The organism is Halobaculum saliterrae, assembly GCF_009831625.1.
Lineage (GTDB): Archaea > Halobacteriota > Halobacteria > Halobacteriales > Haloferacaceae > Halobaculum > Halobaculum saliterrae.
Genome location: NZ_WUUS01000002.1, coordinates 114,338 through 138,702, shown reverse-complemented (window position 1 = coordinate 138,702; position 24,365 = coordinate 114,338). Strand labels below are relative to the sequence as shown.

General features: G+C 56.4%; 20 protein-coding genes and 1 pseudogene. 9 read left to right on the top strand and 12 right to left on the bottom strand.

Annotation, left to right across the window (positions count from 1 at the left end; genetic code table 11):
* Window positions 1-155 precede the first annotated feature (155 nt).
* A complete protein-coding gene (locus tag GRX01_RS03535; RefSeq protein ID WP_159663508.1) occupies window positions 156-3,029 on the bottom strand; it encodes a bacterio-opsin activator domain-containing protein in 2,874 nt (957 codons plus the stop codon).
* Between the two features lie 203 nt (window positions 3,030-3,232).
* The gene (locus GRX01_RS03530) at window positions 3,233-3,940 is read right to left on the bottom strand and encodes a hypothetical protein (protein WP_233740840.1); all 708 of its coding nucleotides are present in this window, start codon (window positions 3,938-3,940) and stop codon (window positions 3,233-3,235) included.
* Between GRX01_RS03530 and GRX01_RS03525 the strand changes: the two genes are divergently transcribed.
* The 3 genes and pseudogenes from GRX01_RS03525 (at window position 3,939) to GRX01_RS03520 (ending at window position 5,924) form a co-directional block, all read left to right on the top strand.
* Complete coding sequence (locus tag GRX01_RS03525) at window positions 3,939-4,568, top strand: hypothetical protein (RefSeq protein WP_159663506.1); 630 nt, start codon at window positions 3,939-3,941, stop codon at window positions 4,566-4,568. The genes GRX01_RS03530 and GRX01_RS03525 overlap by 2 nt on opposite strands.
* A gap of 773 nt (window positions 4,569-5,341) precedes the next feature.
* A pseudogene (locus tag GRX01_RS19565) lies at window positions 5,342-5,506 on the top strand (toxin-antitoxin system TumE family protein); the annotation flags it as partial.
* Entirely contained in the window at window positions 5,487-5,924 is a 438-nt protein-coding gene (locus tag GRX01_RS03520; RefSeq protein ID WP_159663504.1) for an HVO_A0114 family putative DNA-binding protein, read from the top strand. The pseudogene GRX01_RS19565 and the gene GRX01_RS03520, both read left to right, overlap by 20 nt.
* Before the next feature lie 118 nt (window positions 5,925-6,042).
* Here GRX01_RS03520 and GRX01_RS03515 read toward each other — a convergent pair whose 3' ends face one another.
* A complete protein-coding gene (locus GRX01_RS03515) occupies window positions 6,043-7,797 on the bottom strand; it encodes a PAS domain-containing protein (RefSeq protein ID WP_159663502.1) in 1,755 nt (584 codons plus the stop codon).
* Window positions 7,798-8,295: 498 nt separating this feature from the next.
* Here GRX01_RS03515 and GRX01_RS19065 point away from each other — a divergent pair, with 498 nt between their 5' ends.
* A complete protein-coding gene (locus GRX01_RS19065; RefSeq protein WP_321167897.1) occupies window positions 8,296-12,165 on the top strand; it encodes a PAS domain S-box protein in 3,870 nt (1,289 codons plus the stop codon).
* 193 nt (window positions 12,166-12,358) lie between these two features.
* The gene (locus GRX01_RS03495; protein WP_159663500.1) at window positions 12,359-13,762 is read left to right on the top strand and encodes a hypothetical protein; all 1,404 of its coding nucleotides are present in this window, start codon (window positions 12,359-12,361) and stop codon (window positions 13,760-13,762) included.
* A gap of 277 nt (window positions 13,763-14,039) precedes the next feature.
* Here the strand turns inward: GRX01_RS03495 and GRX01_RS03490 are convergent, their stop codons facing one another.
* On the bottom strand, window positions 14,040-14,549 hold the full coding sequence (locus tag GRX01_RS03490) for a GNAT family N-acetyltransferase (protein WP_159663498.1): 510 nt from the start codon (window positions 14,547-14,549) through the stop codon (window positions 14,040-14,042).
* Window positions 14,550-14,791: 242 nt separating this feature from the next.
* Between GRX01_RS03490 and GRX01_RS19060 the strand changes: the two genes are divergently transcribed.
* Window positions 14,792-15,250, top strand: a complete 459-nt coding sequence (locus tag GRX01_RS19060) for a HalOD1 output domain-containing protein (RefSeq protein WP_233740839.1) — start codon at window positions 14,792-14,794, stop codon at window positions 15,248-15,250.
* Here the strand turns inward: GRX01_RS19060 and GRX01_RS03480 are convergent.
* From GRX01_RS03480 to GRX01_RS03470, 3 genes are all read right to left on the bottom strand, one after another.
* Window positions 15,209-15,994 (bottom strand): SDR family oxidoreductase, encoded by a 786-nt coding sequence (locus GRX01_RS03480; RefSeq protein WP_159663496.1) that lies wholly within the window; start codon window positions 15,992-15,994, stop codon window positions 15,209-15,211. The genes GRX01_RS19060 and GRX01_RS03480 overlap by 42 nt on opposite strands.
* Window positions 15,995-16,281: 287 nt before the next feature.
* Complete coding sequence (locus tag GRX01_RS03475) at window positions 16,282-17,088, bottom strand: hypothetical protein (protein WP_159663494.1); 807 nt, start codon at window positions 17,086-17,088, stop codon at window positions 16,282-16,284.
* 449 nt (window positions 17,089-17,537) lie between these two features.
* Complete coding sequence (locus tag GRX01_RS03470) at window positions 17,538-17,804, bottom strand: hypothetical protein (RefSeq protein WP_159663492.1); 267 nt, start codon at window positions 17,802-17,804, stop codon at window positions 17,538-17,540.
* 146 nt (window positions 17,805-17,950) lie between these two features.
* Between GRX01_RS03470 and GRX01_RS03465 the strand changes: the two genes are divergently transcribed.
* Together GRX01_RS03465 and GRX01_RS03460 are read left to right on the top strand one after the other, a co-directional pair.
* Window positions 17,951-18,706, top strand: a complete 756-nt coding sequence (locus GRX01_RS03465) for a class I SAM-dependent DNA methyltransferase (RefSeq protein WP_159663490.1) — start codon at window positions 17,951-17,953, stop codon at window positions 18,704-18,706.
* 172 nt (window positions 18,707-18,878) lie between these two features.
* Window positions 18,879-20,090, top strand: a complete 1,212-nt coding sequence (locus GRX01_RS03460) for an outer membrane protein assembly factor BamB family protein (RefSeq protein WP_159663489.1) — start codon at window positions 18,879-18,881, stop codon at window positions 20,088-20,090.
* 394 nt (window positions 20,091-20,484) lie between these two features.
* On the opposite strand, the gene GRX01_RS03455 is transcribed toward GRX01_RS03460, so the two are convergent.
* A complete protein-coding gene (locus GRX01_RS03455) occupies window positions 20,485-21,141 on the bottom strand; it encodes a helix-turn-helix domain-containing protein (RefSeq protein WP_159663488.1) in 657 nt (218 codons plus the stop codon).
* Window positions 21,142-21,421: 280 nt separating this feature from the next.
* Here GRX01_RS03455 and GRX01_RS03450 point away from each other — a divergent pair, with 280 nt between their 5' ends.
* Window positions 21,422-21,664 (top strand): hypothetical protein, encoded by a 243-nt coding sequence (locus GRX01_RS03450; RefSeq protein ID WP_159663487.1) that lies wholly within the window; start codon window positions 21,422-21,424, stop codon window positions 21,662-21,664.
* A gap of 110 nt (window positions 21,665-21,774) precedes the next feature.
* Here the strand turns inward: GRX01_RS03450 and GRX01_RS03445 are convergent, their stop codons facing one another.
* The 4 genes from GRX01_RS03445 to GRX01_RS03430 all read right to left on the bottom strand — a co-directional run bounded on the left by GRX01_RS03445 (window position 21,775) and on the right by GRX01_RS03430 (window position 24,319).
* Entirely contained in the window at window positions 21,775-22,113 is a 339-nt protein-coding gene (locus tag GRX01_RS03445) for a hypothetical protein (protein ID WP_159663486.1), read from the bottom strand.
* 126 nt (window positions 22,114-22,239) lie between these two features.
* The gene (locus GRX01_RS03440) at window positions 22,240-23,016 is read right to left on the bottom strand and encodes a hypothetical protein (protein WP_159663485.1); all 777 of its coding nucleotides are present in this window, start codon (window positions 23,014-23,016) and stop codon (window positions 22,240-22,242) included.
* A 128-nt stretch (window positions 23,017-23,144) separates the two neighbouring features.
* Window positions 23,145-23,777, bottom strand: coding sequence for a phosphoribosyltransferase (locus GRX01_RS03435; protein ID WP_159663484.1), 633 nt, complete (start codon window positions 23,775-23,777; stop codon window positions 23,145-23,147).
* A 143-nt stretch (window positions 23,778-23,920) separates the two neighbouring features.
* Complete coding sequence (locus tag GRX01_RS03430) at window positions 23,921-24,319, bottom strand: MaoC family dehydratase (protein WP_159663483.1); 399 nt, start codon at window positions 24,317-24,319, stop codon at window positions 23,921-23,923.
* Between the last annotated feature and the right edge of the window lie 46 nt (window positions 24,320-24,365).

The window sequence follows — 24,365 nt, the reverse complement described above, 5'->3', positions numbered from 1 at the left end:
CCCATAATGAGGATATACAGGAGTATTCGGTAGTTGAACTCCGAACTCGATACCCAACGACGCGGTTTACTATACAACCAACGCCGAGGTACCGGCAGCAATGCTCGTTTCAGTTCCTCTCACGTACAATCCGTCTTCCGTGTCTGGGGGCGAAGTCAGTCAGCGTGTTGAGCGGCCACAGGCGTGTGGTCGTCGACGAGTGCCCCGAACAATTTGCGCTGGGCGGTTCTGATGTGCTGGTAGTACGCCTGTGGCGAAATCCCCAGCGAGTCCGCGACCGTTTCGCCGGTCACTTTCCGCGGCGATTCGAAGAATCCGCTGTAGTAGGCCGTTTCCAAGACTTCGAGCTGTCGGTCCGTCAGGCGGTCGAGGACGGACGCGTAGAACCCGTGTTCGGAGGCCTGCTTGCGGGTCTGCTTCGACGTGAGATTGACGGTGTTGAACTTGTCGGTGAGGAACTGCGTGACGTGCCTGACCTCGACGCTCGACGGCAGGTCGACGACAACCGTCGTGTCCCCGCCAGTCGCTGTCGCATTCCAGAGGACGGCGCCGTGGTCAGCCAGTTCAGTCGCGAGGAACGGCTCAGACAGTCGAAGACGCAACACGCCGCCGGTGTCACCACCCCGAATCTGCTGGACATCCTCAACGACCGTGAGGCCGTCCGTCGCGTCCACGACGGTATCGAGTGGCGCATCATCGACGGTGACGAACACGTAGTTGCCGCTGGCGGTCTGCTGGACGCCACCCTCGTAGGTCAGCGTGCAGTCAGCAGCGGCCGCCAGCTGCGTGAGCACGAACGAGGAATCCTCGATAACGTACTCGACTCGCGTCATCGACGTAGTGAGCAACGCCTGCTTGCGCTCGCTGGCGCTGATTGCGGCCGCAATCGTCTCACCCAGCTCCGCAAGCACCGTCTGGACCGTCTCGTCGAAGGCGTCCGGCGTCTCCGCGTACACGGTCAAAACGCCGTACGAGAGATCATTGTACATCAGCGGGACGCTCAACACCGAGAGGAGGTCCCGCGAGATGGCGTCCGACCGCCACGGAGCCGCCCGGAGGTCGGCCGCCACGTTCGAAACGTGAGTCACCTCGCCCGTGTCCGCAGTCTGGCCAGCCGGCTCCACGTTTGCCCCGGACGTCGCGAACGATTGCGTATCGAGGTAGCCTTGGCCGGTTCCGGCCCACGCCCGCGGTGTCACTGCCTCCTCCGAGTCGTCGCGCGTGCCGATCCACGCGAACCGGAACCGACCATCAGCGGTGAGCCGTTCACAGACCGTGTGGTCGATCTCCTCGCGGGTCTCAGCCGCCACGACAGCCTGGTCGATCTCGCGAATCGTCTCGTTGATGCGGTTGAGCGTACTGAGCTGGTCGTTCTGTCGCTGCAACTCGCGGTCCTGTTCACGGAGCTGTGACTCGCGGCTGACCCGGTCAAGTGCCGCCTCCGCGGTTGCCGCAAGCAAATCGGCGAGCTCTCGAGTGACATCGTCGAAGGCGCCAACAGCGGTCGACCCGGCGATAAACACGCCGTGATTCCCGAGCGGGATGTACGCGGCACTCCGAATATCGGTGGCAGGATTCGTGAGGCGGTCCGAGTTGTGTACATCATCGAAGAACAGTGCTTCATTTTCGACGAAACTGTGGCTGACAAGGTCGCGACCATCGGCGTGGACATCCGGAAGTGGGCCGTGTGCCTCCCGCATCCCCTGCGAGTGCGCGGCAGGCTGGAGGTGGTTGGCGTCAGTATCGAAGAGGTAGACGGCACTGGCGTCGAGCCCGAGTACGTCCGGCGTGTCGTCGACGATGTGCTGGGCGATCTCTTGGTGGGTCTCGGCGTATAGGAAGTCCCGAGCGGTCTCCTGGAGCGTCGCCAGGGCCTGCTCGCGCTGCTTGCGCTTCGTGATGTCCCGACAGCTATAGAGGACCGTCCCGTCTTGGATGTCGACCTCGCGGACGTTCACCAGTAGGGTGTGTTCGCGGCCGGCCTTGTCCGTCGCTGTCGTCTCGATGTTCTTCAGGACACCTTCTGTGGCGAGTTCCTCGCGGTCGAAGAGGTCCTCACCGAGTAGGTCCTTTATCGTGCCCAAGTCGCGGATCTCATCAGCGGTGTAGCCGAAAATGAAGTGGACGTTCGGACAGACGTACGTGTACTCGCCATCCTCGTCGGTCATCAGGACGGTATCCGTCATGTTGTTGAGCGTGACGCGGTGTAGCTCCTCGGACTGTCGGAGTTCCCGCTCGAGGTCGACGCGGTCGGTAATATCGACGCTGTCAGCGATGATGGAAACAAGCTCACCGCGTTCGTTCGTGACTGGCTGGACGGAGAGCTCGAGTACACGCTCGCCGGTTACGCCGTCCTCAGTGACGACAGCGTGTCCGAACGCGCCCTGTCGCGCCGTCTCGACGAGTTGGCGGACATCGTCGCTAGTCTGCGTGTCATCAGGCCACCAGGGGAGCGTCCAGAACGGGTCGCCGACGACCGCGTCGGCGTCCGCGTCGATCATGTCCCGGGCAGCTTGGTTGACGCGCGTGAGCGTACCGTCGGGATCGAGTACCCACGTTGCCGATCTGGTGTCATGGAATGTGGCATCGAACTGGCGAGCGCGCTCGCGCTGGGTGTCCGTTCGCTGTGCGTCCCGGAGTGCCTGTTCGGTTCGCCAAAGCGCGTCATCGACAGTCTCCTCGAGTGGGTCCCTGACTGCGATGTAGTCCGTAACGCCGGCTTCGATAGCCTCACTGGCGATTGTTTCACTCCCGTCGGCCGTCCCTAAGATGACTGGAAGCGTTGTCGTCGTCTCGCGGATATGGCGAACGAGATCGACGCCGTTCTGTTCGGGAAGTCTGTAGTCGGTGACGAGACAATCAACTGCGGTGTGTTGGAGCAGTTCACTCGCCGTGTCTACTGTTGAGGCCGTCTGGACCGTCACGTCGAACTGCTCTCGAAGTGCAGCAGTATACACTTCAATCCACTCAGTGTCGCCGACAACGACGATGGTTGACGCGTCGAGAATGGTCTTAGATGTGGAAGTCATATGAGGGGTGAAAATACACCAATCACGAATTTGACGGGCATCCGGCGTCCGCTGGTCATACTATCAACTACCCGCTAGATAGTGAAGACCTCTGTTGTTTACCATTCAACCATGGTATGATGGGAGCCTTATAGTCCAACTAGAATGGGATCCGACTGGATAATTGAGCAGCAAGCAATGATTGCGATTGTCTACTCTACCGGCTAGATTGTCCCGTCCTCTCGACGAACCCGGTCGAACGTTGTGAGATACGCAATCCGGGCCCAAACCTCGTCAGTATCCAGCTCCAGTTCGGCGGCCAGTTCGTCGACGGTCATCGACTCGTCGAGTGTCTGGAGGACTTCAAGCCCCCGGTAGTACCTGTTCGTGAGCTCCTGGACGCGCCCCTCGATCGGCGTGGTCCCCCCGTACCGCTCCTCGAGTTCGACCAAGGCTTCGTTCGCGAACGTGGCGAACTGATCGTCCCCCAGGCGTTCGATCTGGGCTTCGAGTTCTTCTCCGACGACGTCGTAATCGAGGCCGGCCTGCACCAGCATGTTCATGTCCTCGATGTCGTCGTCGCGGCCAGCGATCGCCTTGAACAGGAAGATATCCTCGTTGCTGACTAGCCGAACCGTCAGTCGATTTGTATCAAGGAACGGTTCGCTGCGCTCTTGCATCCCGTCGGTGAGCATGAGCTTGTTCGTGACCTGTTGGTTGAAGATGTCGAGGCGACACCCATCGTCGTTCTCGACGCAGCTTGTCGCCCCCAGCGCCCGGTAATCTGGATCCAGCGATTGAACCTCCGCATACCCGAGGTTCATCAGGACGGCCCACAGCTGGCCGTACGCGTCGCCATCTGGGACGACCAGGTTGGCAATGGTAGAGTCAATAGATATTTTTGAGATCCTAAACATATTCTCGGGCGTCATGTACGCTGCCCTCCAGCGCGTCCTCGCTGGCGCGTGTGCATTCGTACTGACCTACCTTGTCGTCGCCTTCGTCGCCGCATCCCGAATCGCTCGCTATCTCACCCCCGACTCCGGAAACGGCCCCACAGTCCTCGATGCCTACCGAGCAGCGGGTGAACCACTCTGGCAGGCCATCGGATGGCTGGCTCTCAACACGCTCGGCGTCCCCATCGGCGTCTCCGTTGAGTCCGGGTACGTAATCAGACACGCCAATCTCGTTTATGACGGGTCGCTGTGGTTCGGCGTCGTTCCGGGTGTGTTTGGCCTTGTACCGATGGTCACTTGCATACTGGCTGGTGCGGGCGTTGTCGTCCTGAGTCCCACACCTTCGCACGTCCCACTGGCCGTCGGCACGTACATGATTCCAGGCCACCTATCGGCCGTTCTAGTGGCGACGATCCTGTTCTCGGGTGCGGTCGGACCCGTTGAGGCGTCGTTCACGCTGACAACCCTCTACCCGCCGACAAAGTGGCTCATTCCCACTGTGGTCTCCCCGCTCCTGTTCGGTTCTGCCGGCGCATTTGTGGTCCAATCGCCCTTCGTCCAGTCGATTCTGAATCGGCTCCGGACGGTGTCAACTGGTCGATGAAGAACTTCGGCTATTGAATCTCTGTAAAACACTCAATGAATTATAGCTCTCAGCTGTGATGCTGAATACAGCCACTGTATCTACCAGTACGTCTCTCATCGATACAGCGATACACGGCTGAAGTAGGCGATAAGAGAGTGTTGTATATCTGTTATCCTCAAGTTTGCTGCACACACCCGCCAGGACCGGCGACCAGTACAGACCTGCGGCTACGGCTACCGTGCCGGCTCACCGCGAGTCCTACCATGGACCGAGAGAAGAATTGAGGGTCCAGATTTGGGGTGGCATCGACCACCCTATGTCTCCCGACGTGCTTCGTTCGTGTGCTGTCTCTGTGTCTAGTCACTGGCAGTTACCAGCGGCGAAAAGCCGAAGCACTGACTCGATGTGTGACAGCGACGGTATCCTGTGGTCTGTCGCTGGCTACGTCGCTACTACTGGTCGATACCGGCTTCCTGAGGAGTCGGCGACTCTTCGGCGTGGCGAAACGATCCTGTCCACAGCCGCAGCGGTTTCCGCGAGCGTCGAGACGGTCTTCCCCTCACCGTTGTGGATGGTAACAACGCCTTTGCTGTTGGAGGTTGTAGCAACAGTCGGTGACGGGGGATGAGGACAATAGTGCAACGCAAGTCCTCGACGTCCGCGAGCGCTTCTCTGCGAACGCGACGTACGTACAGATCAGCGCTCACCGCGTCCCCGCTTCAGACCGCTACCCCGATAACGTCAAGTATTCGATGTAGTATGGGCGCACGGACGTCTCTGAGGAGGACAACGGGACGGTCATCCGGTACGACAACTTCCCGGACCATCCCGACGCACCGCTGCATCACAAGCAAACAGAGGGCGGCAAGATCGACACAGTCGAGTTCGGCGGCTTGCGCGACCTCTACTGCGAGTTCAAACACGAGGTGAGAGAGTATGGAGAACCCTGGGACTGATCCCGACGAGACGACCGAGTACCGCATCATGCACATCCGATTCGGCACGGGCAACGCCGACCGAGTCGAAGAAACGCTGGCGGCGGTCGACCGTGGCGAGGAGCCGGCGCCGTACCTCGAGCGCGTCTACCGCGACGTTGAGAACCTCCATCGGGTGACGCGTCCGAAGAACCTCGAACTGCTCCGCGCCCTCGCGACCGAGCGACCGGAGAGCATCCGCGAAACGGCGCGCCTCGTTGACCGTGACGTCCGCCAAGTCCATCGCAACCTCGAGGAACTCGAGGAGTTAGACCTGATTACCCTCGAGAGCGAAGGACTAGGGAAGCCGACGCGACCACAGGTGTGGTACGACGAGATCGCCGTCGAGCTCCCGTTGACCACTGGTGACGGTGCGAACGAGGACTCCGTCGAGGGGTGAGCGGCGCTGACCTGAAAGCTGGAGAGCTCGACTTCTCAGGGGATGTGGGTACCGAGACTGCGTGGGGAACACCAGTGGTCGCAGGTGGCAGTTCTCACCGTAGTAGTCGACAGCGAATTTATACTTCTTCTTCGTTGCTCGTTCCTAGAGGGATGTGATACGTGATGACACATCCTCGGGGCTCGTTGTCGGACCGCTCGATCGTGCCACCTAACGCTGTGATCGTCCAGTACATCATCCAGAGACCGATACCAGTTCCGTGAGCGAGTTGTGTCTCTTGTCCGTCGAATATCACGTCCCATTCTTGATCGGGAATTCCGGGACCGTCATCCGCGATCTCGATACAGAGTCTATCAGCGGTTGCTGCTTCTGTGACTGTTACCGCAACGTGTGGTCGCTCATGATCACTATGGACGACTGCATTTTCGAGGGCCTCATCGATAGCTATCTGGAGTAGACTGCCGTTTTGAATTTCGCGGTCGTCTGCGACCTCCATCGAGAGATCGATCTGTGCCTCAGGGTGGCGTACCCGCTGTTGTTCCACGAACCCTACGATTGTTCCGACTTTTAGCGTGTGATGTTCGTGCCGCCGTCGAAAGAGTTCGCGTATATCTTGTGACCGCTGGCTGATCGTCTCCAAGTTCTTAGCTTGGCTTTGAATCACTTGGAGTACGGCCCTATCGTTTGGATCCTCCATCTTTTCTTCAAGCAGTTCAGCGTAGCCCTGAATCGCATTAACCGAATTACGAACGTTGTGTCTAAGGACGCGACTCATTACAGCAAGCACTTCTTCTGTGAACGCTTGTTCCGTAACGTCGTCTTCAATCGAGACAAAGTGCGTGATCTCTCCGGTATCATCGACAACGGGGACGATCTTTTGTTCGACCGTGTACCGCTCTCCGGATTTGCGCTCGTTCGTGATTGTCGCTTCCCACACCTCACCAGCTGTGATCGTCTCCCACAACTCCTGATAAAATGCTTCGTCCTGCGCGCCGGATTTGAGAATCCGTGGTGTCTGACCGAGTACTTCGTCGGCGCTATATCCCGTAGTCTGTTCGAACTGCGTATTGACGTACTCGATTCTACCAACCGCGTCCGTAATAAACAGCGATTTTTCGACGGCGTCGGCTTGCATCTCAAACAGCGCCTGTTCCTGTTCGTAGGTCTTCTGCGCTGAGATGTCCTCTTGGTATCCGAGGAAGTGGGTCACGTCGCCCTCGTCGCTGGTAACGGGTTGAATTGAGAGCCGGTTCCAGAACATCGATCCGTCTTTCCGATAGTTCCGGAGTTCGACTGTAACGGCTTCTTCATTCTTGATCGCGGACCGTATCTTCGCTACAGGCTCTGGTCTGGTGTTGTCTCCTTGCAGAAACCGACAGTTTCGACCGAGTACCTCCTCGCGAGAGTAGCCGGTTATCTCGACAAATCCATCGTTGACATAGATGAGTGGTAGATCATCTCGCTGAGCGTCTGCGATGGAGATCCCGATCGGCGATGTCTCCATCGTATTCGTCACCAGTTCGGAGGCAGCGAGTTTTGAATCAACATCGATACACAGAGTCTGTATGTGGTCTTGTCCGTCCCATTTGACAGGAGAACTGAGTGTGACCACTTCACGGGAGTACCCTGTTGAATCCGTAATCGTGATGGTGAGACCTAGCGCAGACGTGGAGCCAGCCTCGATCCGGTTGAACTGGTCAGCAAGAGCCTCATAGTCGCTAGTTGCGACATAGTCTCGTATCGATGTCCCCCTGAGTGACTCACGGGAATCGGTATTGAAAAGCGAGATGGCTGCATCAGTAACGTGGAGTATCTCGTCGTTGCTATGGACGATAACTGCCCCATTGGGAGCAGATATTGCTGAGGGAAGCATATATCGTCTTAGTTACTAACTGCGTTCGGTATGTATTATACCTTGAGACTCACAGAGGGTATCGGATAATGGGCTCGTCTCGGCCACGACACTCACTGTGGGAAATGACCGCTTGGGCCGGTTGATACAGGGGATCAGTTCATCATAGCACCGTGCTTTCTTTCATCACCTCACTTCTGAATCAGTTGCTCACTGAGCGTGCAGAAATATCTCCTTGAGAAGTCCGTAACGCAGATGTGAAGACCTTCAATGTAGCAATCTCTACCCACTAAAGTACACCACGTATCTCAAACCTTGCACGGCTAGTTGAACTCTCTATAGCCGTAATCTCTCATCTGTGTGTGCTGACGATCTCGGACACAATACTGAGAACAAATACCGTACTTCTTTTTCCTGATGAATACACGCAGTATGGATTATTGGATTCCGTCCGAGGGTAACAGCTACGTCCGGATACCTTATCCGTCTTCATGAAGTCAAAAACGGCAACAACTAGCAATGAGTCCTCAAACAAACTCAATCCATATCCTCCACGTAGATGACGAGCCGGGGTTCGCGGACATGGCCGCGACCTTCCTCGAACGGGAGGACGAGCGGTTCACGATTAAAACCGCTCCCAATCCAGAGGAAGCGATGAATCGCCTCGCTGACAATGAGTTCGATTGTATCGTCTCCGACTACGACATGCCGGGGCAGAATGGCATCGAGTTTCTTGAAGCAGTCCGCGAGGAAAACCCGAATCTCCCATTCATTCTCTATACGGGCAAGGGTAGTGAGGAAGTTGCCAGTGACGCGATATCGGCTGGTGTCACAGACTACCTCCAGAAAGAAAGCGGAACTAGCCAGTATACGGTGCTCGAAAACCGCATCAAGAATGCGGTTGAACAATACCATACCCAGACAGCTCTTACCGAGAGGGAACAACGACTCAATCTGTTTTTTGAGCAGTCCCCTCTCGGAGTTATTGAGTGGGATGACAACTTCAAACTCCGTCGTATGAACGATGCCGCTGAGGAGATCCTCGGGTATGAACAAAAGACATTGGCTGGTGGATCATGGGAGGTTATTGTTCCCGAATCTGACCGAGAGGCGGTACATGACGTTGTCTCTGAACTACTCGAAAACGCAGGCGGATATCTCAGCATCAATGAGAATGTTCGAGAAGACGGCGAACGGATCATCTGTGAATGGCACAACCGCGTTATTACCAACGACGATGGCGAGGTTGTTGCCGTATTCTCACTGTTTCAGGACATTACTGACCAACAGCAACTCAAACAGAAACGCGAAGAAATTATCGAACGAGTAACCGATGCAATCGTTGAGGTCGATGCTGATTGGCGGTTCACGCTCATCAACAAACAGGCCGAAGACTTCTACGACATGGCCGAAGAAGACTTGCTCGGTCGGAACTTTTGGAACGTCTTCGAGGCCGCGAAAGATACCCGTCTCGAGGAGGAGTATCGAGAAGTCATGGAGACTAGGGAATCGACTTCGTTCGTCGAGTATTTCACCCAACTCGATGGCTGGTTCGACATTGAGGTCTATCCGAAAGACGATGGTGGCATCGCGTTCTACTTTGTCGAAGTTACAGAACAACGCGAGCGAAAGGAAGAACTCAAACAGACAAACACTTTGCTCTCAACACTATTTGAGACACTTCCTGTGGGTGTACTTGCCGAAGATGCCTCCCGGAATGTGCTCGCGGTCAACGACCGACTGTTCGAGTTGTTTGGGTTCTCTGGCGCTCCTGAGGAAGTTATCGGCGCGGATTGTGAAGAGGTGGCTGAGCAGGCCAGCAGCATGTTCGTTGAGCCCGATGGATTCCTCAAGCGGATCAACGAGCTGGTAGCGAACCAGGAGCCGACGGACAACGAGGAACTCACATCGGCCGACGGACGGACGTTTGAACGGAGTTACCGACCGATCCAACTCCCAAACGGAGATGGACACCTGTGGGTCTATCAAGATATTACCACACGTACGGAACGAGAACAGGAACGCAAGGCGACGATTGAATTTCTCCAAAGCCTCTACGATGTGGCGACCGAGCGAAAGCTGACCACCAACGAGAAAATCACGCGGCTCCTGGAACTCGGACCTGAGAAACTTGGTCTCCCCTATGGTCACCTGACTCGGATCGAACGTACTGAGAACGAGTATGGGGAGGGAACGCAAACCGTCATCGAAGCAAGCGGTGATCACGACCTCTTACAACCGGGTGACTCGTGCCCGCTGTCACGCTCATACTGTCGGAAAACTATCGAACAGGACGGAGTGCTGGAGATTCAGGACGCGCTCGAAGCGGGATGGGCTGACGACCCGGCGTATGAGACGTTCGATCTGGGGAGTTATATCGGGACCCCGATCACTGTCGACGACGAGTTGTATGGGACAGTCTTTTTCGCCTCGGATAGTCCACGTCAGGAACCATTTGATGAATCGGAACGAACATTCGTCCGTCTAGTCAGTCAGTTGATCAACTACGAACTTGACCGCCGGGAACGGGAACGTCAGCTACTGGAGATTCGGGAACGATTTGAACTCGCCATCGAGGAGGCGGATGCAGGTATTTGGGAATTAAACTTGGAGACGGACGAGCTGTATTGGGACGAGCGGTTGCTGAATCAATTAGGCCTTACCCCTGAGGAGTTCTCCGGAACCATCGATGGCTTCAAGAATCGACTGCATCCCGACGACGAACAGCGGATCTCAGAGCAGCTTGAACATACATTAGAGACTGGGGAGCCCTATCACGTCGAACAACGAATACGACATACGGACGGCGGTTGGGTCTGGTTCGATGTTCGAGGGCAGGTGGCCGGTGAGCAGGACACAGATCGAATGGTTGGGGTTGGGTTTGACATCACCGAACGCAAAGAGCGTGAAGCCCGTCTCAGTGGCCTCAATGAGACGATGCAGCGGTTGATGACTGCTGACACGCGTGAGCAAATCAGCGAGATCGGCATCGAAGCGGCGCGTGACGTGCTGGGACTTGAACTGAACGCGATTCATCTGTACGACGATGAAGAATCGGCTCTCGTTCCGGTCGCAGCAACAGATTTCGTAGCCGATCTCATTGGAGATATTCCAATATTTACCGGTGGAGATAGTATCGCATGGCGTGCCTACGAGCAGGGTGAACCACTCGTTGTTGACGATGTACATGCTGATCCGGACGCATACAATTCAGAGTCACCAATCAAGAGCGAATTACATCTACCGCTAGGCGATTACGGGATCCTGATGGCGGGCTCAGAGGCATCGGAAGCGTTCGACTATCAAGACATCGTCTTCGGAGAGATCTTGGCTGGAGGGATTACTACGGCGCTGGAGCAAGTCGAACAGAGCGAACAACTCCGGATTCGTGAGCAGGAACTCAGCGAGACGAAGCGACGGCTCGAACTTGTGCTTGAAGGGACAGACACAGGGATTTGGGAGTGGGAGATAGGTACAGACGAAATTGGGTGGAACAACACGGTCGAACAAGTGTTGGGACTTGAGCCCGGCTCGTTTGAAGGTACATACGAAGCATTCGCTAAGCGTGTCCATCCGGATGACCTTGCCCGGGTCGAAGAAGCACTCGATCACGCCATCGAAACGGAGGAACTGTATCACTTGGAGTTCAGAATGTTACATGAAGATGGGGGCACAGTCTGGGTGGAGTGTCCGGGAGTCGTTGTCGACCGAGAAACCGAGTCTGATTGGATGGTTGGTCTCTATCGCGACATCACCGAGCGCAAACGACGCGAGGAACAATTAGAGAGGTTTGCTTCTATCGTGAGCCACGATTTACGGAATCCGCTTAATGTGGCAAGCGGGAACCTAGAACTCGCTCGGGATAACTGTGAGAGTGAGTACCTCGATAACGTCGAGAATGCTCATAATCGGATGGAGACTCTGATTGAGAATCTTCTCACCCTAGCACGTGAAGGCAACAAAGTTGGTGAGACCGAACGGGTTGCCTTGTCAGACATCACCAAAAATTGCTGGGAGAACGTAGCGACAGCAGAGGCGGTACTCACAATCGAGATTGATTGTGAGATACGAGCGGATCGAAGTCGGCTTCAACAACTCCTTGAGAATCTTATGCGGAACGCAGTTGAACATGGTGGTGAACTTGTGACGGTCACCGTTGGAAAGTTGGAGGATGGCTTCTACGTCGAAGACGACGGCCTTGGCATCCCCACAGAAGATCGTGACGAGGTGTTTGAGGCAGGCTACTCAACCTCGGAGGGCGGAACAGGATTCGGGCTAAGCATCGTCAAACAAGTGGCTGAAGCCCATGACTGGAAGATTCGCGCAATCGAGGGATCCAAAGGTGGCGCTCGGTTTGAGATAACAGGCGTTGAGTTTGCGGCTGAATAAAACAATATACTAATCGAGTTAGATAGATTTTGAATCACTGGCTCAGTTGAAATCTTCGTCACCGAAGGTTCTCAAACCCCGTGTTAAATACAGATGAAATAGTTAGCACTCCGTCGAACTGGTATCAAATTCGTTGTAGCACGCGGTCGTCCCACCAGTAGTTCTATCAAATAGTCGTCGTAAAACGGGGGTAATGAGACGCCGAGGTTTTCTCCGTACAGGCCTGGTAACCGGTCTTTCCATCGGACTTGCTGGCTGCAACGCGAACACAGACGATCCTTCAGACTCAGCTACCAGCACCCCGCCGACACAGGAGTCTGACGAACAGATATCTCAAGAGACTGTAACGCAGCAGGAAGACGGTACCGAGGAACAGCCGACTGAGGAAGCTCCCACAACATCGAACAGGTACTTCTTCAAGGACGAAACCGGCGCTCTCGGCCACCTCGCAGACGACAATATCCCGGACAACTCCAACCACGTCATCACCAACGAGATGACCGACGCCGAATTCCGGGAAATGCAACGCAACGACCGCCAGTACCCCGAAGGTCTTGAACAAGGCCAGATCACCATGTCGGTTGACAAGATGATAACGCGGGCCGAAGAAATCTATCAGAAGCCCACAGAACATCTGGACACAGAGCGCGCCGAGACACTCGGAGTCAACCTGACGGACGAAGATGACGAAATAACGTTCACACGTGCCCTGATCAAAGCCTCACAAGAGGCTGGAGTTGATTCATCTGGACTCGCAAATATCGTCGTCGCAAACATCGCGGAAGACGCCATCAACCAGATACAGCCCGGATTCAATGGATACAAGCTCTCAACACTTCCCGCCACAGAGGCGATTGACCCCGCCAGTCAGGGCCATGCGGGAGGAGTTAGAGAAACAGAGTTCGGCGACGAATATGGTAATTCAGGCTTTCGTCACATGCCCGCACTCCTCCAGTATCAGAAAAACGGCGAGACACAGCTCAAATACGCTGAACAAACCGACGCTATAGACGTCCGGCCAATACTCAAACATGCTATCAGAGACCCAGAAAACAGTATCTACAGAGCAAGCCTTGACCAAGAAACAGTGAACACCACCGGCGGGGGGAGAGGGATACGATTCCCGGAACACTACGTCACAGCACTTGACTATACCAAAGCCCGAGAATTAGAAGCAAGTGAAGAAAATGTCCTTGGATTCGAAAAAAATGGAAGCGGCACTCTAGTCGGATTAGGGGATCAGATAGATGAGGCACTTAGGCATCTCATCGATGACATGGGTGTTACAGGATACAATAACAATGAAGATCTTGACCTAGAGACCGCAAGACCTGATTGGGGAGGAACAATTGTTTCTGAAGAATTTGGTGATTCACTCGAAAATCATATTACTAATCCAGACTCTAAGGTTAGACAGTATACAGAAAACGTAGGAAGAGGACTTTATTTGATCAGGAATGAAATGGGGATGAGTACTTCACTAGCACTCATAGGTACCTTGGCAAATCCAGAATTTCTGCCGACAGATCAGGATACAGTAAACCAGATAAGACGAAAGCAGGCCTATGACGAAGTCAGAGAAAGAATTGTTGGGTGAATCCCGGGGCATACCCATATCGACTGGAGCACAACGGCCAGTTCGCTACTCTCTGCGACACCCCCATTACCTTGAGCTACCATCCTGCCAGAGTCGCAGAACCATCCTATCGCCTACTTCAGTCATGTATCGATGGATCGAAGACGGGCGTGCCGATCGATACAGATGGAGAGTTCAGCACAAGGGCCGATTGCTCTTGACGACGAAAGAGTGGAATTCGCTGTTCGAACGTCGTTGCGTCTCAACTCGGGGCCGGGGCCGAGATTGGGCTTGTCCACTACAGTTCTTTTTTCATCTCGACAACACGCCCCGTCACGTTGGTATCTTCGTGGCTGGAGAACTCGTGATTGTACTCAGTGACGCGGTCATACCCGTGTGCCTCGTAGAACGAAACCGCAGGTAGTGAGGCTGAGAGGCCCAATACTTCGACGTTCTGTTCACGAGCACGTCGTTCGAGTTCCGTGTAGAGTTCTGTCCCAATGCCCCTGCGGGCGATCGATGGGAGTACGTAGACGGCAGTAACCTCCGCGTCAACATCAGCCTCGTAGTCGTCCGGTACCTCCCATTTGAGAGATCCGAACCCCACAACGACACCATCGTGGTCGGCGACAACATAGTCGAGTCCATCATCGCCGATCGCTGCCGTGTAATCGGCAACGGCACACCCGCTGGCCCACGCCTTTACCTGTCGTTGATCGTACGCCTCGGGCCCAAGACCGATGATCGACGCATAGTGGACTGTCCGCACCGCTTCGGCGTCCACCGGCTTTGCATCACGAACGCTCATCCGTGGAAGGTAGCATGAGTGAAAGCTAATAACTTCGGTCGCCCAAACCCCAACGACAAAATCTGAGTTTACGTCGTACGGCACGACAGACTGACCCCCCCTATCTGACGACCTCTATCTTCCTGATCGAAAACCCGAACCCGCTGCATACGCAGCACCTTCCTATCGGCTACTTCAGCCGAGTATCGCTGGATCGATGAGAGACGTACTGGTAGATACAGATGTTATAGACACATCTCTACATGGGATTCACAATTTGTAAATATAGTATTGCTAGTCACGCCCGAGTACTCAGGAATGGCAGAGACACAGGATTTCTACTACGAACAGACCCGACTGAGCCGTTGAGTACTGAGGTTGTGGAGGCGATTGCACAGGCTCACGACGAGGATATAATTGAACAAAAGTGGATAATTAGTGAAGACATTAACACAGATTCCCTCGATGAACTGTCTCAAGATAATAATCTCGGCATGACTCTCCGGTTTGAAGCGGATACGACGACTGTTACTATCACCGCAGATGTAAACGGAACCCCCGAATCAAAGTTGAGTCACACCGGTAGGTATGCAACGCTCTTTGTGTACGCACTGCAACGTAACAGTACATTTCTAGAATTTCAACCGAGGCTGGGTCTCTTGACCAACTCGGTAGAACAATCAGATATCCGACCACTCAGGCGCGAGATCAGCCTGCTGTGATCCCGAGAGACTCACGCTCCTTCCAGCGTCAACGGGTATCGACACGCCAGTCACATAGCCTGCGTCGTCGCTGGCGAGAAATGCCGCGACGCCGGCTATATCTTCGGGTCTGCCCCACCGACCGAGCGGATCGATCTCCGGGTTCTGGTCTAACTCTTCCTCGTCGGGGTTGTCCGTGAGGATTGCCCCAGGTTGAATTGCGTTCGCCGTGATCCCAAGCGGCCCCAACTCGACCGCCATCGCTCTCGTCAGGCCGTCGACACCAGCTTTCGCAACGTTGTACGGGAAAAAGGAGGGCACCGTCATCTCGGCGTTCGTTGAAGAAGTGTTGACGATGCTTGATCCCTCTGGCATGTGAGGTAGCGCGTACTTTGTCATCAGCCACGCGCCTCGGAGTGACGCCGTGAAAACGGAGTCCCATTCATCGAGATCGGTGTCGAACAAGTATCCCTGACTGTTCACGCCGACATTGTTGACTAACACGTCGATCTGACCGTACTCACTAACTGCACTGTCCACAAGTCGTCGGATCGCCGTGGCGTTGCTCACGTCGGCTTCGACGTACAACGCGTCACCCGGTGCGTCAATCGCTCGGAGGTCTTCAGCGATCGCTTCCCCATCGTAGGCACCCTGGTCGTTGACGACGACCGACGCACCCTCATGTCGAAGGCGCCGCGCGATTCCAAGACCGATCCCATGTGTAGAACCGGTGATGAGTGCTGTCTGGCCCTCGAATCGTCTCACAGCGAGGCCTCCAGCGCGGACACTATTTCTCTTCTCACGTCTACACCGAACGATGGTATTAAAATAAATGTGAGAGAACTATGTTGACTGTTCAGCCATATCTGTATTTAGGATTCAAGACTTTTCGAGTTGAATATACAGGACCCACGTACCAGTGGTTTTCCAGATTTCTAACTCTGTAAAACAGTGTCTGGTGATAGATGCAGTGAGAAGATCTATCACCATATCCACCGTGTTTCTAAATTTATATTTATAGATCATTTGAAAGAATAGAATGGATATGGCGGTCAAATAGTAGCCTGTAATGTTAATTGTAAAATCTGTGGAAGCAGCACGCTTATTCCGATTTGGGTCCACATGGTAAACGTCGTTGGATACTCACTAGTCGCCTGGATCTGTCCAAGCCGATACTCCAGAGCGTCAAGTTGGTCCTGATCGGGTATCTCCGCGTTACTAATATCGTGTGGATTATCGATTAGGTCGTGGATTTCACGCTCTATCGTACGCAGCTGTGCTTTCCGCTCTGATTTCATTATTTTATGTATTTTATACATTGAATACGAAATTGTGAGTAACCCGAATAGCCAGAGACCAGAAAACATCGTTGCCTCAGCCACACCAGGGGCATTAGAGACACTTCCCTGAATTGGAGTGACGAATAGACCATAAAAGAATATCAAATAAAGCAACAAACCACCAGTATAGAAGTAGTACGAATTTTTTAACAAATTTCCAATAGGTTGGAACCCACCCATATTCTGTGGATCAAAAAAGAATAAACCGACATCTCCTCTGCTTAGCCAGTGCGGAATCAGAATGTGGAGAGTCATATACTCACTGATGAAGTCGATGGCAACCGGAAGATAGCAACCAGGTAATAACAAGAAAGTAAAAGCAACTCCAGCAATACCTTGGACTTGAAGAACTGTATCAACTCCAATCACGAATATTTGGTAAGAAAAAAACCCAACAAGCCCAACTGCATAGAACAGCAACTTGGAGCGGAGTGTCAGTGCATAATCATCTGCTTGTTCTGTATCGCAGACGCCTCGTTCTACTAGAACAGACATCGCGTCTGCGTGTCCGTCGTGCATATATTTGGCACCGACTGTTGCTAATAGGATACTCAAATACAGCGCAATGTGAAACGGATTCCGTACAACTGCGTGGGTTCCACCCGTCAAATGTGTATATGTATTCAGTATAACTGCATCAAGCAAAATGAAGACTGATACGTATAGGTACGATGGAGAATCGATAGATATTGGTAGTTTTTCAATAAGCCGATCGAATCGACTCGCCTCTGTAAGTCGCTCGAGGAGAGTTACCGAGGTATTTAATTGTGGGTCTCTCATTCATGTACCGGAAACATTTCAAATATCCATAAAGTCTTTGATCGACAGGTTTTGTTCGATACGTATTCCCCTGACTCCTGTCAGATAGCGATTCTCCCGTGACCGATTCGCAGATCTTTCCTGTCGGCTACCTCAGCCGTGTATCCCTGGATCGAAAAGAGACGTACTGGTAGATACAAACGCTCTCGTTACTGGTCTTCGGTCGAGGTTTTAATTGTGGCTCTGAGTGCCTGAGAAATCGCGCCAGAGCTACCGAAAAGAATCAACCCTGTTCCGAGAGTCAACACGATGAGTGGGGAGAAGAGTTCGGTGATAACCCAGTAGGCGTCGGTGAACGCCGAAGCAAGTTCTAAGACACCCCAGCTCAGGAGAACGAATCCGCCAGCAATTGGGAAAGTATAGGGCAGCGTTTGAATTGCGACACGGTATGATGGTGGCGGTGTTTCGGAGGGCACGGGTCGGATAGCTTCTTCAGAGAGTAATAATTCTGTTCAACCACCGACAGATACAGAGCAGCTACTAAATGACGGAGTTGATGGGAGAAATGTCGAATAAATAGGAACGTAATTAATCCATCAGACAGAACCAATTACTTAGATAAATGAATAGCGACCGGCTGCAGGCAGAATTCATGGATACCGTGTTCAAGTCTGCTGACCGCGATGATGTGGACTACTATGTAGACCGCGCGACGGCAGTCGACGGCCCTGTGCTTGAGCTGGGCTGTGGTACTGGTCGGATTTACCTCGAACTACTTGCAGAGGGCGTCAACGCTGATGGAATAGATCTCTCGTCGGACTCACTCACTGTTCTCCGGGAGAAAGCGAATGAGAGGGGCCTCGAACCAAGAGTCTGGCAGGGGGACATGACTGAGTTCACCAGTAACAAGGAGTACGCACTCGTGACCTGTCCATTCAACGCCATCCAGGAACTGACAACGATCGAACAGCAACAGGCACTCTTAGAATCGGTGTACGATGCTCTTGCTCCGGGAGGAACGTTCATTTTCGATACGTTTGTGCCCGACTTCCAATATATCGCAGAGGCATGGGACGAGTGGCAGCAGCGGACAATTGAGTTTCAAGACGAACCCATCGAGTACCACACCCGGACGCGTATTGTCGATGAAGTAGCCCAAGAGTACATCTCTGAAAAGAAAGCCCATACACAGGATGGCGACCAATTGTTCTCTTTTCAGGGTCGGGCAACCCTGCTCCCTTTCCGAGAGATCGAATTACTTGCACGTCTATCGCCGTTTGACGCCTGGGAAGTGACCGGCGACTACACAGACGAGCCACTTTCCGATGAGCATTCAGCGCAGGTATGGACGCTCGAACGAACGTCCCCATGTGAGTGAGTTCACGAGAAATCAACGGTAAATTCGCAGCAGGTATTTACCAGAACGGGTTCTCAGCGACATTCACTCTCAAGGATCGTAATAGGGAGTATCTCGGGGGCTGCTGTTACGCTGGCGAGTCGGGCATCCCCGAAGCAGAAAACACTTACCGAAATTGACGAAGTTCCAGACCATGCCCTCCAGACGGTCGGTTCTCACTACCCTATCCAGCGCCGTGTTTGCCGGATGTGCCTCAGAGCAAACATCCCCAACCTCAACAGAGACAGCGACCCCAACAACCACTCCTGCCTCCACCGCCTCAACAGGAACAGCGACCCCAGCAACCACTCCGCCCGCCGATCTCACGGGAGCGTGGACCCACCCCGACGCCGATCCACGCGGCACAAGATCGGTCTCCACTCGTGCTCCAGACTCTACGCCCGAGCGGGTCTGGTCGGCGGAACTGGGACAAGGCGCGACGCCCGTGCTGTTCTCCAATGGCGCGGTCTACACGGCTATCGCTGGGCAACTTACGAAACGTGACGCCCGGACGGGCAAGGTCACTTGGCGGACCACCTTTGGGGAAATTGACCTCGTCGCTGTCAGCGAAGACACACTCTATGTCACCACTGGCAAGAACACCCCAACGACCCGTGCGCTCTCCACCGCCGGCCCCGGGGAGGGGTTTGAGCGCTGGCGGGCGGAAGGAGTCAGAGTCCACCGTGCAACCAGCGACCTCATCGTCACCACCGCCAGCAAAACCCTCCGGGCGTACGCTCCCGACGGCACCGAACGCTGGCGCGTTCATGTGGACCATCTTGAGGGGCCAGCCGAACGGTTCGGGTCGATCGCTGTCGGCCCTGACCACGTCTTCACGACCGTCGAAAGCGGCGGATCGGTTGGGTGGGTCTATGGTTTCGACCGGGCGACGGGCGAACCGCAGTGGCACGACATTGGCCCGAATCACGCCGGGTTGTTGACTGTCACGCCCGACCTCGTCCTTTCAGGCGGCTTTCACGGCCAAATCCAGGCGTGGGGCCATGACGGAAGCTCCCGCTGGAAAGTCGGAACCACACCGCCCGTCGGCGATATCGCGTTTGCGAGCGACCGCGTCTACGTCTCCGCGAACACTCGGGGCAGCACATCGGACCCGGCGTTGGCCGTTCTCGATACGACCGGAAGCCAGGTGTGGACTCGAAAACAAGGGAAATTTACGGCGCTCGCGGACGATGTCGTACTCGTTGATACTAGTGACGGTCTATCTGCGCTAGACTCGCAATCGGGGAATGAGCGGTGGACGTGGAGTCATACGGATGCCATCGGCCGGGTCGTTCCCGCAACGGGTGCCCTCTTCCTCCAAACCGGAAAAGAAGGAACCGAAAAGAAACTACACATGCTCGTGTGATTCGGTCCGAGTTTTGTTGCATTCGTGCCCTCCCCTTTTGACGGCGTTCAGAAACCATGCGAAAGTTGTTAGCACTTTCGGTGGTCAAGTCGCATCACTTTCTCAGCCGTTACAAGAAGTACAGACTGTAATAAAATTAGGAGCAAACTTTCCAATTAGTCTATGTTCTATGCATTGAGACGACCGGCCTCAACTACTAGACTAAGCTGAGGTCGAAAGTGGTCGAGTCTCGGCGTTAGTCGTCGACCGGGCGATCACGACATGGGTCGATCAGGAGCGACGATTACGTGGCCGCGGATCATCCGAGCGACTGCCTTACAACTCTCTCCGACGATATCATTGGAACGAATCTAACTCCGTCTCCGTCGAACGCCGAGTGTGAGAACGTTCAATGTTACCGGTCGAGCGTACCGGCGGCGAGAGCGTCCTCGAGCAGGTTCTCCACCCCGCGTCGGATCCGCTGTGAGGCCGCGGTGTCGGAGATCCCGAGACGGTCGGCGAGCCCGACGAGCGTCACCTCCCGCGGCACCGCGAAGTACCCCGACTCGTATGCGGTCGCGAGCGCCTCGCGCTGTGCCGTCGTGAGTGCACGAGACTCGAGTGCGTCCCTCCCGTCGTCGTCTCGAACCCGTTCCACGGTCGGTCGAACGCCCCGATCGAGACAGCGGTGATAGCAGTCGGCCAACCTCTCGTGGCTGTGAAACCGGAGCGTGAGGTGCCACGTTCCATGCGTCGCGACCGCTCCGAGACAAGCGGCGTCCGCGTCGGAGAGCGCAGCGAGCAACGACGAACGGTGTTCCCCCCAACGGACACACAGAATCCACTCGTCGTCTCCCCGGTGAACCGCCTCGGTCTCGACGACGGTCGGCTCCGCGGCGACGAGATCACACACCGTCGCCGGGTCGTCGTCGGCCACCGTGAGGTACGGTGCGAGTCCGTTCCCCAGCGGCACCACCGGTTCGAGCGATATCCGCGCGTCGCCCGCGACGGTCAGCGTCCGACCGAGGACGAAATCGCGGGGCGCGACTCTCACCGTCGCGTGGACGCTCATTCGCGCGGACGTGAGTTCGCCACAGCGACTCAAATAATCACCCAGTGCCGGCCACGTTTCGGATGCGAAGGCGCCACAACGAGGAACGTACCTGGACCGAACAACACGACGAACCCTCCCCACCGAGCCGACGACTCCACGATAAACCCGTTGGATGTCGATAGTCAGCGTTCATGTGATGTGAACTCGATGATAGATCCGTGGGGTCGGTCGAAGGTCCGTTCGGTCTGCCGGTTCCCGCATGTGGGATCGACCGAGACCACAACCAGCGACAGCACTCATGACACGAAACTTCAAGAACGAGGACGAGGGGAAACGCGTTGTAACCGCCGATGGCGACGAGATCGGAACGATAGAGATGGCCTCGGGGTCGATGGCACAGGTGAAACCGTCGTCGAACCTCTCACAGAGCGTCCGACGCCGCCTCGGCTGGGCCGAGGACGGCGAGGACACGTACGAACTCCAGACCTCGAAGGTCGACAGCATCGAGTCCGACGAGGTCCGACTGAAGCAGAACCTCTGAGCGACGGCGCCCCTCCCGGTCGGGGGGTTCTTTTCCGCCGGGGAGTTGTCGCCTACCACCGAGTTGTCGAGAACCGAACCGTATCCGACTCTCGAGGCCGTGCCGCGGTATCAGAAACGGGTATCCGACCGTTGTGGCGTGTCGTCCGTCAGTTCTCCGTCGTCGACGCGTTCGTCGTCGGCTGCGCCCTCACCCGACGTGTCCGGAATCGTCTCCGCCGCGAGCACGACGGTCGCGTTCCCCTCCCCGACGATCGCGGATGTGTCGAGCGTGAGCCGGTCCCGTTCACGCCACGAGGGGGCGATCCACGAGTCACATCCACGCAACAGCCCCGGTTTCGGCCTGACCTGCCACTCGTCGTTGCTCCCGCGGCGAACCCAGCCGACCGGAAGCCCCTCGGTCGTCACCAGCCGCTTCCATTCTTCGGTCTTCCCGTGTTCGGTGGTCATTGATCCATCGTTATTGGCAGGCTCTCTCCGCACTGACGTCGTCTGTTGTCGGTTCGGGTCCGTCGATCGACCGCGTCGACCGTACGGTTCTCCGGCAGGTGCCGTAAGGGCGCGGCATGGACAGTCCTACCGTTTATCAGTCACGCCGTCTCTCGAGGTGAGCCGTCGCACCAATCCGTCGAGGTGGCTCATTCCGACGACCACCGCGACGTCACCCTCACGTCGAATCGATGCGACCCGAGCGGCCATCGTGGTCTCCCGAGTGGCATCGACGAGCGCCGTCACGGGAGGCGGGTCGACGACGCCGACGAACGCACGGTGCTGTGCGAGGTGTGTCGCCTCGTGTTCGGCCTGAGTCTCGGGATCGTCGAGCAGGGTGGCCTCGTAGGCGATGTGCGTGTACACCCGCGGCGTGTACGGAGTGAGCGCGGCGACGACGGCGCCGACCCGGCTCGCAACGGCCTGCATTACCCCACGCGCGAGGTCCGTGAGAACCGTCCGTCTGAGCGATCGGTCGTCCGGTCGATCGCGGAGCTCCCGGAACAACGACCGCACGTACGGCAAGTCGGGGGCGTCGATGCCGACCACTCGAGCATCCCCCGCGGCCCGGATCGCGGCGCTCATTTCCCCGCCGAGACGCGGCGGCGTGTCGGGACCGTGGGCGTAGCGGCGAAACAGCGGAACCGACAACGACGGGAGTTCCAGCGCGAGCGTGTGTGGCGGGAACCGCCGAAGGAGGTGGGACACGCGGAACACGCTCGCGGGGTGATCGTGGACGACACCGATGATCAGGACGGATCCGCCACCGTTGGCTCCCGCGAGACAGCGTACATACTTCGAGTCGACGCGTGGATCCGTGTCCGGCGAATTGACGTGCTCGGCTATCTCGTCACAGTCGTACATTGGCAGTCGTGTCGATCCCTCGGCGCGGAAACCGCCGCGGATACGTCCGAGGCGTCTCACAGCAAGGTGTAGCTGTCGACGATTCCAGTCCCCTGACGCCGCCGGGAGCGCCCGAGTCTCGATTCGGTTCAGGCCGCGTCGTCCGCGAGATACGACCGGGCCTGCTCGTCGGTGACCTGATCGAAGGTCCGGTAGAAGCGTCCGACCGCGCCGAACTGCGACGGCGCCTCCACACACACGACCTCGTCAGCCTTCCTCCCCAGTTCCGAGAGGGTATCCGGGGGCGCGACCGGAACCGCCAGCACGACTCGTGCGACGCCGCCGGCCGCGATCCGTTCGAGGCAGGCGTGCATCGTCGCGCCCGTCGCAACGCCGTCGTCGACGACGATCACCCGTTTGCCTGCCAACTCCAAGGGCGGCCGGTCGCCGCGGTAGCTGTCGACGCGTCCGCGGGCGGCCTCCCGCTCTCGCTCGCGATGCTCCTCGACGTACTCGTCGTCGATACCCGAGGTCGATAGCAGCTCGTCGTTGAGCCAGACGCTGCCGTCGCTGGCGACGGCACCGATCGCGAGCTCAGCGTTCCACGGCGCGCCGATCTTGCGTGCGGAGACGATGTCGAGCGGAAGCCCGAGCCGATCGGCGACGACGCGACCGACCGGGAGCCCCCCTCTCGGCGCCGCGAGCACAAGGTCGGCGTCGACGCCGCGCGCCTCGAGGAGATCGGCCAGTCGCTCGCCGGCGTCGGTTCTGTTCTCGAACATCTGTCGCAACACGGGCTGTCGAGCCACATTTCGGTTCGTGAGCCGATATATTGAACCTTCGCACGTAACCCCCGGCCCGTGCCGCGACGGCGCGGCTCGAACGAGAGCGGGTCACACGTCGGGGGCGTTCGATCGTCCCCCGATCACTGATCGTGTGGGAGCGACAGCACCGTCGCTTCCCCCTCGATGACGGATTCGCCGCCGACGGACGCGACGGTCTCGACCCGCAGTCGGTCGTCGCCGAGGTCCTCGCGAACGGTCGCGCGGGCCTCGATCGTGTCACCCGGACGGACGGGCGCCTCGAACGAACAGGTCTGATCGAGGTAGACGATGTCGCCCGGGAGCGATGCGAGCGCGGCGCTAACGACCCCGGCGCCGAGCATTCCGTGGGCGATCCGCCCCTGGAACATCGTCTCGCTCGCGTACGCCTCGTCGAGATGGATCGGGTTCTCGTCGCCGGTGAGGTCGGCGTACGCGTCGATCGTCTCGGTCGTCACGTCGATGCTCGCCGTCGCCTCGTCGCCGACAGTCGCGACTGCCATGCCCGTATCGGTGGGGGCGCGACCGAAAGCCTCGGGGGTTAACATG